Origin of the sequence: Planotetraspora kaengkrachanensis, assembly GCF_016862895.1 — a bacterium.
In the GTDB taxonomy this organism is placed as follows: domain Bacteria; phylum Actinomycetota; class Actinomycetes; order Streptosporangiales; family Streptosporangiaceae; genus Planotetraspora; species Planotetraspora kaengkrachanensis.
On sequence record NZ_BONV01000009.1, the window covers coordinates 259,933 to 270,269 of the forward strand.

At 66.5% G+C, this 10,337-nt stretch carries 10 protein-coding genes and 3 pseudogenes; 6 read left to right on the forward strand and 7 right to left on the reverse strand.

Annotated features, from left to right (window positions below):
- Positions 1 to 122 precede the first annotated feature (122 nt).
- The gene (locus Pka01_RS13535; RefSeq protein WP_275414459.1) at positions 123 to 638 is read right to left on the reverse strand and encodes a VOC family protein; all 516 of its coding nucleotides are present in this window, start codon (positions 636 to 638) and stop codon (positions 123 to 125) included.
- Positions 639 to 778: 140 nt separating this feature from the next.
- Positions 779 to 1,837 carry an aldo/keto reductase gene (locus Pka01_RS13540; protein ID WP_203883056.1) on the reverse strand — a complete coding sequence of 353 codons (1,059 nt, stop codon included), beginning with the start codon at positions 1,835 to 1,837 and terminating at the stop codon, positions 779 to 781.
- Positions 1,838 to 1,912: 75 nt separating this feature from the next.
- Here Pka01_RS13540 and Pka01_RS13545 point away from each other — a divergent pair, with 75 nt between their 5' ends.
- Positions 1,913 to 2,455 carry a TetR/AcrR family transcriptional regulator gene (locus Pka01_RS13545; RefSeq protein WP_203883057.1) on the forward strand — a complete coding sequence of 181 codons (543 nt, stop codon included), beginning with the start codon at positions 1,913 to 1,915 and terminating at the stop codon, positions 2,453 to 2,455.
- A gap of 651 nt (positions 2,456 to 3,106) precedes the next feature.
- A complete protein-coding gene (locus Pka01_RS13550) occupies positions 3,107 to 4,060 on the forward strand; it encodes a MerR family transcriptional regulator (RefSeq protein WP_203883058.1) in 954 nt (317 codons plus the stop codon).
- Between the two features lie 39 nt (positions 4,061 to 4,099).
- Here the strand turns inward: Pka01_RS13550 and Pka01_RS41745 are convergent.
- The 3 pseudogenes from Pka01_RS41745 to Pka01_RS13565 all read right to left on the reverse strand — a co-directional run.
- A pseudogene (locus Pka01_RS41745) lies at positions 4,100 to 4,250 on the reverse strand (IS256 family transposase); the annotation flags it as partial.
- 71 nt (positions 4,251 to 4,321) lie between these two features.
- Positions 4,322 to 5,094: pseudogene (locus tag Pka01_RS40745) on the reverse strand (IS5 family transposase); the annotation flags it as partial.
- Positions 5,095 to 5,116: 22 nt separating this feature from the next.
- Positions 5,117 to 5,251: pseudogene (locus Pka01_RS13565) on the reverse strand (LuxR C-terminal-related transcriptional regulator); the annotation flags it as partial.
- Positions 5,252 to 5,331: 80 nt separating this feature from the next.
- On the opposite strand from Pka01_RS13565, the gene Pka01_RS13570 reads away from it, so the two are divergent.
- From Pka01_RS13570 to Pka01_RS13585, 4 genes are all read left to right on the forward strand, one after another.
- Positions 5,332 to 5,904, forward strand: coding sequence for a DUF4142 domain-containing protein (locus tag Pka01_RS13570; RefSeq protein WP_203883060.1), 573 nt, complete (start codon positions 5,332 to 5,334; stop codon positions 5,902 to 5,904).
- 496 nt (positions 5,905 to 6,400) lie between these two features.
- Positions 6,401 to 7,318 (forward strand): SRPBCC family protein, encoded by a 918-nt coding sequence (locus Pka01_RS13575; protein WP_239114944.1) that lies wholly within the window; start codon positions 6,401 to 6,403, stop codon positions 7,316 to 7,318.
- Between the two features lie 10 nt (positions 7,319 to 7,328).
- On the forward strand, positions 7,329 to 8,498 hold the full coding sequence (locus Pka01_RS13580; RefSeq protein WP_203883061.1) for a zinc-dependent alcohol dehydrogenase: 1,170 nt from the start codon (positions 7,329 to 7,331) through the stop codon (positions 8,496 to 8,498).
- Between the two features lie 23 nt (positions 8,499 to 8,521).
- Positions 8,522 to 9,397, forward strand: a complete 876-nt coding sequence (locus Pka01_RS13585) for a DUF72 domain-containing protein (protein ID WP_203883062.1) — start codon at positions 8,522 to 8,524, stop codon at positions 9,395 to 9,397.
- Positions 9,398 to 9,465: 68 nt separating this feature from the next.
- Here Pka01_RS13585 and Pka01_RS41240 read toward each other — a convergent pair whose 3' ends face one another.
- A complete protein-coding gene (locus Pka01_RS41240) occupies positions 9,466 to 9,897 on the reverse strand; it encodes a PP2C family protein-serine/threonine phosphatase (protein ID WP_275414460.1) in 432 nt (143 codons plus the stop codon).
- On the reverse strand, positions 9,800 to 10,337 hold a 538-nt coding region (locus Pka01_RS41245; protein ID WP_275414461.1), incomplete at its 5' end, for a PP2C family protein-serine/threonine phosphatase. The genes Pka01_RS41240 and Pka01_RS41245, both read right to left, overlap by 98 nt.

Here is a 10,337-nt window from a genome sequence, read left to right on the forward strand (position 1 = left end):
CGCAAATGCTCCATGAGGCCGTGCGCGATCGCCGCCTTGGACTTCATGACTCGATATGACCGCCGTCCGCGCACCTGATGCTCGCCGGCACAACGGACCGGCCCACGCATGTGCGGCACCTGCTATTCGAACCGATTCGCACCAATCATAGAATCGGCCCTCTCGATGTCAATGGCCCGTTTCCAGAACATGAAGAACTCGTGACGAGACCCGTCCGCCGGGGCCGTCGGAGCCAGAGGACAGCGCCTGTCGTCTCCGTGACCCCCAGCACCTCGTACGACCATTCGCGGTCCGTTCTCGCTCTGGTGGCCGTGTGGCTTGGCGTCCGGCGAATGGCCGGGTAGAAGCGCCGTTGCAACGAGCGGATGCAGCCTGCCGGCCTCGATCAGCCCGGCACGCAGCAACGCCAGGTCGGGCAGCATGCCGAGTCGGACCGCCTCGTGTTCGGCGGTGTCGAGGTCGTCGACGGTGAGGTCGAGGTGGATCTGCTGTGAGCGGTCATGGGATGGCCAGGTCGGTGGCTGGTAGTCCTCGACACGGATTGTGCCGAGGTGGAGCGTCCCGATCTTGACTGCGCAGAATTCCGGTGTCTCGACTGTCATCTCGCCGCCGAGCAGGTGTGCCCAGAAGCGGGCCAGGAGACGGGGTCAGGGCATTCGAGGTTGATGGCGGCAATGTGGGCGAGGGCCATGAGTACTCCAGGCGGCATGAGCGGTGGACGGAGCGGGCCGGCTCAGGCATGAGGCGGGATCAGCCGTGGCGGGCGGGTGGGCCGGTGTCAGATCACCGGGATGAGCGGGTCGTCGAGGAGACTTCGGTCCCCGTCGACGCCGTGGGTCAGCGCTCCGGCCACGTCTTCGTACGGTGCACCGAACCTGATCGCGCTGACCTCGTCCAGCCTCTGGTAGTGGTGAGGGTCGAGTTCGACGTTCAGGGCGTCGAGGTATCCCGCCAGGTGCGCCGGGGTGCGGGGCCCCACGATGGGGATCATCGAGGTCCGGGCGCGGGCGGCGCGTTGACGCAGCCAGGCCAGTGCAACCTGGACCGGGCCTGTGCCCATCTCATCGGCTACGGCGAGGACGGCGTCGAGCACGGCGGTGCGCTGCGCACCGCCCTCGCGGGCGGTGTTGTCGGCCGCGGCCCGTGCACTGAGTCGCCCCTGCTCGCCGTGACGGTACTTCCCGGTCAGCAGGCCACCGGCCAGCGGGGAGTAGAGGACGACGCCCAGTCCGTGTGCTTGGGCCATCGGGAAGAATTCTCGTTCCGCGGAGCGTTCGGCCAGGCTGTATTCGGTCTGGATGCCGACCAGCGGCATGCGCCCACTCAGTTCCGACCTGACGGCGGCGCCCGCCACCCGCCAGGCCGGGAAATTGGACAGTCCGCCGTAGCGGATCTTGCCCGCCCTGATCAGGTCCTCGAAGCCGGCCAGGATCTCCGGCAACGGGGTCACGCCGTCGGGGAAGTGCGGCATGAAGACGTCGACGTAGTCGGTTCTCAACCGCCGCAGGCTCTCCTCCAGGGACCGGATCATGGTCTTGCGGCTGTTGCCCGTGGTGCCCGGGCGGACTTGGGCGCTCCTGCTCCCGGTGTATTTGGTGATCACGACGTAGTCGTCGCGCTCGCGTCCCAGCAGATCGCCCAGGACGGTCTCGGCCTCACCGTCCTGGTAGATGTTCGAGACGTCGATGGTGGTCCCGCCGGCGGCCACGAACGACTCGAAGATCGCCCTGGAGCCTTCCAGGCCCGCCGCGGCCGGGGCCGAGCCGAAGTTGGCCGTGCCCAGCACATACTCCGAGACCCGCAGGCCGCTGTGTCGCCCGAAGGTCTGGTAACGCATGGGGGTCTCCTCAGAGGTAGACGGAGTTGCGGTAAGGTCGACGACGTTAACATGTAAAACGAATGGTCGTTCTCTATGCCAAAGGTCAGCCAAGCCCACCTCGACGCCCGCCGTCAGCAGATCATCGACGCCGCCCGCGCCCGCTTCGCCGTTCACGGCTTCGCACGAACGTCCATGACCGACATCGTCGAAGCCTCCGGGCTCTCCACCGGGGCGATCTACCGGTACTTCACGAGCAAGGACGAGATCGTCGCCGCCATCTGTGAACAAGCAGGCCACGCGTTGCCCGCGGAGCTGACCGCCGAGTCCATCCACGACTTCCTTCAGCACATTCGCACCCTGGCGCGCCAGGAGGACCACGCCCGGCTGGTCGCCCAGATCTACGCCGAGGCCGCCGTCACCCCGAGCCTCGCCGCCCTGGTCCACCGCCAACTCCAGGAGCTGCGCGAAGCGGTCGCCGCCCTCCTGCCCGACCACGAGCCCGCGCACGCGGCCCGGATCGCCGAAGCCTTCGTTGCCCTCTGCCACGGCTACACCCAGCAGCTCGCCGTACGAGGTGATCTCGAACCCGCCCCCTTCACCGCGGCCCTCGTCGCGATCGCGATCACCGAGTCGTGACCGACCATCGCCCAGCCACCACCACGGGTCAAGGCACCAACACCTCTGCGTGCGCCCTCCCACCGGAAGGGCGAAGAGCCGGATTGCCCGGTGCCTGTGCCCGTCCGAAGACCGTCGGCGTTGAACGCCGAGCTCAGTCGGTGGGCCGGTCGGCATGAGGGCCGTCACGGCATCGGCGAATCGGGCCGGCTCTTCCAGATGGCCGAAGTACCCGCTGTGTTCGAGTTCGATCAGCTTCGAGCCAGGGATCGCAGTGTGCACTTATCTTGGGTTCTTATCCTCTTCTCGCAGGTCAGAGCTAGATGATCTTGTCAGGCACGTCAGGCATGTTGACCGGTCTTGAAGGATGTTGCGTCGAAGGCGTGCCCGGGTGTTCCGCCGAGCTCGCGATGCCGGTTGGGGCCGAGCTCGTCGCTGGACGAACACGGCCTGCTACGCGCACGCCACCAGAGCCAGCACCCGCACCTGCGGGAACCCGGCCCGCCGCGTCGCCGGCCCGGGATGCCCGAACGCCTCAACGCCACCCACCCACCCACCCACCCACCCACGACATCACCATCGAACGCGTAATTGTCAATACCTGTGGATTGGCAACCCCAGCGGAGAAACTGAGGTTGAGTCTCCCGTAGGGGGAGGCGCGAGAGTGCGGGCATGGACGGCGACACGCTCTTCACGATCGGTGACCTGGCCCGGCGGACCGGGCTGACGGTCAAGACCATCCGGTTCTACTCCGACACCGGGATCGTGCCGCCGACAGACCGCAGCCCGGCTGGCTACCGGCTCTACGACATCGGCGCGCTCACGCGTCTGGACCTGGTGCGCACCTTGCGTGACCTGGGCCTCGACCTTGCCGTCATCCGGCAGGTGCTGGATCGGGAGGTCTCGGTGCCCGAGGTTGCGGCCGCACACGCCGATGCCCTGGAGGTGCAGATCCGCACTCTGCGACTGCGGCGCGCCGTGTTGCGCGCGGTGGCCAAACGCGGCTCCAGCCCCGAGGAGATGGACCTCATGCACAAGCTCGCCAAGCTTTCCGACGACGAACGCCGACGCCTGATCACCGACTTCATCGACGACACGTTCGGGGGGCTCGACGCCAACGCCGACTTCGTCGACATGATGCGCTCGGCCATGCCCGAACTGCCGGACGACCCCGAACCCGAGCAGGTCGACGCCTGGGTGGAACTCGCCGAGCTCACCCAGGATCCCGACTTCCGCGCGGCCGTGCGCCGCATGGCGGAGTACCAGGCGGCCGAGCGCGCCCAAGGCGACCGCACCGGCTTGCACCACGACCTCACCGAGACCGTTCGGGACAGCGTCGGCCGCGCGCTCGATGCCGGCATCGCTGCAGCCTCGGCCGAGGCCGCACCCATCATCGACGCCCTCACCGCCCGCTACGCGCAAACCTTCAGCCGCGCCGACGACGCCGACTTGCGCCACTGGCTGCTGACACGTCTGGAGATCGCCGGCGACCCCCGCGCGGAACGCTACTTTCACCTACTGGCCGTCATCAACGGATGGCCCGTCCCGCCCAGCCTGACGCCGGTGTTCACGTGGTTCACGCAAGCCTTGCGCGCCCGCACCGGGCAGCACTCCCGCGTGGAGTAGTCCCGCGCCTGGCGCCCGGCCCGCTCCTCGCGGCTTCGATCAGGCCGCGAGGATTCTCGGGCGTTCGACAAGGCGGCCGCCCTCGAAGCGGGACAAGGGCGCGGACGAGGGCGACGAGGTGGAGTGCGTTCACCGCCCGCCACCGTTGCTGGGCAGACTCGACGAGTTTGAAGACCATGGCCGGGGCGGCGCCCAAAGCGATAGGGGAATAGTGGGGCCACCTGGGAGCCACCCGTGCTAGGCCGTGTCTTCGAAGTGCCGTTAGAGCCAGAGAAGCATCGCGGCGATGGTGACGACGGCGGTGTATGAGGTGGCGGTTTTGTCGTAGCGGGTGGCCAGAGCGCGGAACTGTTTGAGCTGGTTGAAGCAGCGTTCAACGACGTTGCGGCGCTTGTAGACGTCGCGGTCGAAGGCCGGTCGGCGACCTCCTCTGCTGCCTCGGTTCCTGCGGTTGGCGATCTGGTCGGCCCGCTCAGGGATGGTGTGGCTGATCCCGCGCCGCCGCAGGTAGCTGCGGATGGCGCGGGAGCTGTAGCCCTTGTCGGCCACCACATGATCGGGGCGGGTTCGTGGCCGGCCCAGCCCCTGCCGGGGAACGCGGATGGCGTGCAGCACCTGTTCCAGACGGGTGCAGTCGTTCACGTTGCCGCCGGTCACAACGAACGCCAACGGTCGTCCACGTCCGTCGCAGGCCAGGTGGATTTTGCTGGTCAGTCCACCACGGGATCGGCCGAGGGCGTGATCTGCCGGCTCGTCTGGATCTGGCCCCCCTTTTTGGCTCCGGCGGCGTGCTGGTGCGCCCGCACTACGGTTGAATCGACCGCCACCAACCAATCGAGGTCGGCCGCTGCGTCGGCATCAGCCTGCAGAGCGTGCAGCATGCGGGTGAAGGTGCCGTCCAACGCCCAGCGCCGGAAACGGGTGTAGACGCTCCGCCAGGACCCGTACCTGGCCGGGATATCCCGCCAGGCCGACGTCGTGCTCGGCGGGCCGTGCCTCCCCTTGGTGCCGCCCGACGCTGACCGGTCCGGTCTCGTAGGGAACGATGACTGCCTGGGCACGGTCCCGGAGCCCGAGATTGGCAAGGATGCGAGCGACGTGGGTTGCGACGGTCGCCTCGGACAGGAACAGGCGATCGGAGAACTCTGCGTTACTGAGACCGAGGGCCAGTAGACCTAGCACTTCCACCACCGGTCCTCTTGAGCAGCAATAAACGGCCCATTTCCGCCGGGATCTTCCAGTGGGTATGAAGCTAGAAACTGTCGCTCCGGATGGGACCGCTGCCGATCAGCCTGCCGTTCCGGAGAGGATCGGAGGATCTGATGCTGACACGGCTCATCGCTCTGATCGCCATCATGTCCGGCACGCTGGTAGGCAGCACCAGCACTTACGCCGCCGCAACGCCCGAAGTCAACGAACAGGACCGGACATTCCTACTCGCGGCGCACCAGGGGAACCTGGCGGAGATCAAGGCAGGGCAGGTCGCGCAGAAGCAGGCGACCACGGAGGCGGTCCGCGACATGGGCGCACGGCTTATCCGCGACCACAAGGCTCTCGATGACGACGGCGGCAGAGTGGCCGACCAGGTTGGCGTCGCTCTTCCAGATGAACCGAGCGACGAGCAGCAGGTAGCGCTCGAGCAGGTCTCCGGTAAGAAGGGCGCCGAGTTCGACCGGGCGTGGGTCGCCTCACAGATCACCGGACACCGCAAGACGCTCACCGCTGTTGCGACGGAGCTGTCGAACGGCTCATCGGAGCAGGTCAAGCGACTCGCCCGCGACGCCAAACCGGTCGTCCAGGAGCATCTTGATTTGCTTGAAAGCATCCAGCGGCAAAACGACTGACGACCGAGCCGATGGGACTGCCGCCGCCATCACCTGGCTCGTGACACGTCTCAATACATGATCAAACGCTCTTCAAGGGTTTCACTCTCCCGCCGGTCGCCCGGCAGGCTTAACGAATCGTGGTCACGGACCTATCAGCACCCGGTCCGTGACCTCCTCATGGAGGAAGACGTAACTTGCCATCTCCCTCAAGCGCTGACAGTCCTTTACTTCTCAAGCATCCGGTAGTTCCCAGGCCTTCGGCGGGTTCACTTTCGTAACAAGTACTGCAGTGACAGTCAATTCGCCGTACGCACCGCCGATCAACACATCCGATCATGCGGAGGGAGGTTCGATGACCGCGACGAGGGTCCGGGTGTCGTCTCGTCGCGGCTGGGTAAGGCCAGCGAAGACATTCGACGTCATATATCGGTGGATATTCGCTTGCTCCCTGACGGACCGGCCGGTGCCAGTCGCGACCACGTGGGAGCCCGGAGCGAGAGCCTGCGAGGACGTTATGAGTGGTACTCACGACTCCATGCCCGACCGGCTCGCACACGTGCTCGGATGGGCCAGCCTGACCTTGGGGGCGATGCAACTCGCCGCCCCGCGTGCCGTCGCCCGCATCAGCGGGGTCGATGACTCGCCCGCGGCCCGGGTGGCCATACCGCTGGCCGGCTCGCGGCAACTGCTTCACGCGGCAACCCTCCTGCACGGCAGGGATCATGCCCCCGGGCTGTGGAGCCGTCTCGCGGGTGACGCCGTGGACGTGACCTCGCTTACCGGTGCGCTGGTCGGACGTACGGGTACAAGACGCCGCCGGATCGCCGCCGTCACCGCCGGGGTCATCGCCGTCACAGCTGTGGACGCGTACGCCGCACTGAGGATTCGCCGGGCCCGAGGCCGCGCGGCGGACACGGCCGAGAGAGAGTTGCGCGCCGCCATCACCGTGAAACGCCCTCGGGAGGAGGTCTACCGGTTCTGGCACGACTTCGAGAACTTCCCCCGCTTCATGGCACACGTCGACTCGGTGAGGATGAGCGACGGGCAAACCCACTGGAGGGTGCGCGGCCCGGCGACGAAGGCCGTGGAGTGGGACGCCGAGATCATCGATGACCGCCCCGGGGAGCTGATCGCCTGGCGCTCGACCGGCGGTTCCCTCGTCCCGAACAGCGGAGTCGTGCGGTTCACCGACGCGCCGGGCGGCCGCGGGACCGAGGTGCGGGTGCAACTGTGCTACCACATGCCGGCCGGCCGGCTGGGAGGCGCCCTGGCCAAGCTGACAGGTGAACATCCCGAGCAACAGGTGCGGGACGACCTGCGCCGCTTCAAGCAGGTTATGGAGACCGGCGAGGTGGTCAGATCAGAGGGCAGCCCTGAGGGCACCCGGGCGCTGCGGCAGGCGTTCCAGCGACGTGCGCAGCCGGTCGCGTGAGGAGGCTCCGATGAAGGCGAACTGCTGGATGGGCCGCAACACCGTCGAGGTGCGGGACGTGCCCGACCCGAAGATCCTCAACAGCCGCGACGCGATCGTGCGGATCACGTCGACCGCGATCTGCGGCTCCGACCTGCATCTCCTGGACGGGTACGTCCTGACCATGAAGAAGGGCGACATCCTCGGCCACGAGTTCATGGGTGAAGTCGTGGAGGTGGGACCCTCCGTGTCGAACCTCCGGGTCGGCGACAGAGTGGTGGTGCCCTTCCCCATAGCCTGCGGAAACTGCAGCGCGTGCGAGCACGAGATGTTCTCGCTGTGCGAAAACTCCAACCCCAACGCGGGGCTGGCGGAGAAGTTCATGGGCCACGCGCCCGCGGGGATCTTCGGGTACTCCCACATGCTGGGCGGGTATCCGGGCGGCCAGGCCGAGTACGCCAGGGTGCCGTTCGCGGACATCGGCCCCATCAAGATCGAGAATGAGCTGCCCGACGAGAAGGTGCTGTTCCTGTCCGACATCCTGCCCACCGGATGGATGGGCGCCGAGATGTGCGACATCAAGCCGGGCGATGTGATCGCAGTCTGGGGCGCCGGCCCCGTCGGTCAGTTCGCGGTCGCCAGCGCCTACCTCATGGGCGCCGAGCGCGTGATCTCCATCGACCGCCTCCCCTACCGCTTGAAAATCGCAGAGCGGGCGGGGGCCGAGACGATCGACTACGAGGACGTCGACGTCCAAGAGGCGCTGCTCGACATCACCGCCGGCCGCGGGCCTGACGCGTGCATCGACGCCGTGGGCATGGAAGCCCACCACCCCAATCCGGCGATGTACGCCTACGACCGCACGAAGCAGGCGACGCGCATGGAGACGGACCGGCCGTACGCCCTGCGCGAGGCGATCATGGCGTGCCGCAACGGGGGAACGGTTTCGGTCATCGGGGCCTACGCGGGATTCGTCGACAAGTTCCCGGTGGGAACGTTCATGAACAGGTCGTTGACGCTGAGGTCGGGGCAGTGCCATGTGCAGCGGTATCTGAAGCCGCTGCTCCGCCGGATCGAGAACGGCGACATCGACCCGAGCTTCGTCATCACTCACCGACTGCCGCTGCGCGACGCTCCGCGGGGCTACGACATGTTCAAGAACAAGGTCGACGACTGCAACAAGGTCGTGCTCTCGGCCTAGCCGTACGCCCTCGGTGGTGAGACATGGGACAGATCCTGGTCGGCACGGCGTCGTGGACGGACGCCACACTCCTGCGGTCCGGCTGGTACCCGCCGGACGCCACGACGCCGGAGGAACGCCTTCGGTACTACGCGAACCGGTTCCCGCTTGTGGAGGTGGATTCGACGTACTACGCCCTGCCCGCAGCCGAGACGGTGCGATCGTGGGTCCGGCGGACCCCGCAGGGCTTCACCTTCGACGTCAAGGCGTTCTCACTGCTGACCTGTCATCCGACCCGTCCGGCGGCGCTGCCCAAGGAGTTGCGGATCGAATCCGGTACGGGCAGGAAAAACCTGTATGTGCGGGACCTGGATCACGGACGCGTCGACAAGGTATGGGAACGCTTCGTCTCCGCGCTGGTACCGATCCGCGAGGCCGGCAAGCTCGGCGCGGTGCTCTTCCAGTTCCCACGATGGTTCCCGATCGGCAGGCGCAACAAGAACTACATCCTCGAATGCAAACGGCGGTGTGAGCCGTTGGGAATGTCGGTCGAGTTCCGCAATCGAACCTGGATGACTGAGGACAACCAGGCCGAGACGCTGGACTTCCTGCGCTCGCACGGCATCCCCTACGTTTGCGTCGACATGCCCCAAGGGCATCCCTGCTCGATTCCCCCTGTCCTGGCGGCCACGGCTGACCTCGAGATAGTCAGGTTCCACGGCCACAGCGACAAGTGGACCAGCCACGACATCCACGAACGCTTCGGCTACCTCTACTCCACCGAGGAACTGCGGGAGTGGGCGCCGAAGCTGCACGAGCTGGCCGGGGAGACCTCCAGCACGCACGCGCTCATGAACAACTGCTACCGCGACTACGCGCAAACCAACGCCCGGCAACTCGCGGATCTCTTGAGAGCGTAAACAGTCCTGCCGGGCTCCCCCGGCGGTGGACGAGCAACGGCGTTCGTACCGATGATTTGTGGAGCCCACTACCTGCCTTCAGTCGTCTCGCCGGATGGCAGAACACGAAGCACCAGAATGGCCATGTCATCGATCATGTGCCCATTGCTGTATACCAAGACAGCCTCACTGATCGACTTCACCAGAGCATCTGCCTCCGCGTCCACGACCTTCGCGATCAGCGCGATCAGCCGCTCTTCTCCAAAAAGATCCCAGTTGTTCGCAGCGTGCGCCTCAGTGACCCCGTCGGAATACAGCACAAGGGCATCCCCGGGACGCAGCGAGAACCGGACCTGTCCAAGGTCGGCGTCCTCGAACATGCCGAGCAAGGTGCCCGAGGTCCGCAGGGACTCCACGGTGCCGTCAGCGCGGTGTATCAGTGCCGACGGGTGCCCTGCGGTGGTGATCAGGCCGGTGAAACCGTCCTGGTCCGGTCGCAGGATGGCGCAGACCGCGGTCAGAAACCGTTCGTCTGGTTGGCGTTGGACCAATAGCGCCTGATTGAGCTGCGCCAAACGCAGTGGGCGACAGGGTGTTGAGTGCGTCGGCGCGGATGGTGTATCTGGCCAGAGTCGTGATCTGTGCAGCGTCTACACCATGTCCGGAGACGTCTCCCAGCACCACGCACCAGCGTGATTCTCCGAGCGGGAACAGGTCGTAAAAGTCTCCCGTGACGATCACGCCTCCGGCGGCGGGGATGAACGCCGCCGCTGTCTGCATACCAGCCATCTGCGGCATGATCGGCGGTAGAAGGCTCCGCTGAAGAGTTTGCGCAAGCTCCGTCGAGGTCGCTCCCGCCGCCTGCAACGCGGACACACGACGATTCGCACGAGTCAACGCGCCACGGAGCGCGATCTCAGCCGACACCGCCTGCGCCAAAGCCGAAAGCACCTGGAGGGGG

Bases quoted from the DNA above. Each gene is read 5' to 3' on its own strand.
- Pka01_RS13585 (WP_203883062.1), top strand. From the start codon at position 8,522: ATGGGACAGATCCTGGTCGGCACGGCGTCGTGGACGGACGCCACACTC.
- Pka01_RS13570 (WP_203883060.1), top strand. From the start codon at position 5,332: ATGGGACCGCTGCCGATCAGCCTGCCGTTCCGGAGAGGATCGGAGGAT.
- Pka01_RS13545 (WP_203883057.1), top strand. From the start codon at position 1,913: ATGCCAAAGGTCAGCCAAGCCCACCTCGACGCCCGCCGTCAGCAGATC.
- Pka01_RS13575 (WP_239114944.1), top strand. From the start codon at position 6,401: ATGAGTGGTACTCACGACTCCATGCCCGACCGGCTCGCACACGTGCTC.
- Pka01_RS13550 (WP_203883058.1), top strand. From the start codon at position 3,107: ATGGACGGCGACACGCTCTTCACGATCGGTGACCTGGCCCGGCGGACC.
- Pka01_RS13540 (WP_203883056.1), bottom strand. From the start codon at position 1,837: ATGCGTTACCAGACCTTCGGGCGACACAGCGGCCTGCGGGTCTCGGAG.
- Pka01_RS13580 (WP_203883061.1), top strand. From the start codon at position 7,329: ATGAAGGCGAACTGCTGGATGGGCCGCAACACCGTCGAGGTGCGGGAC.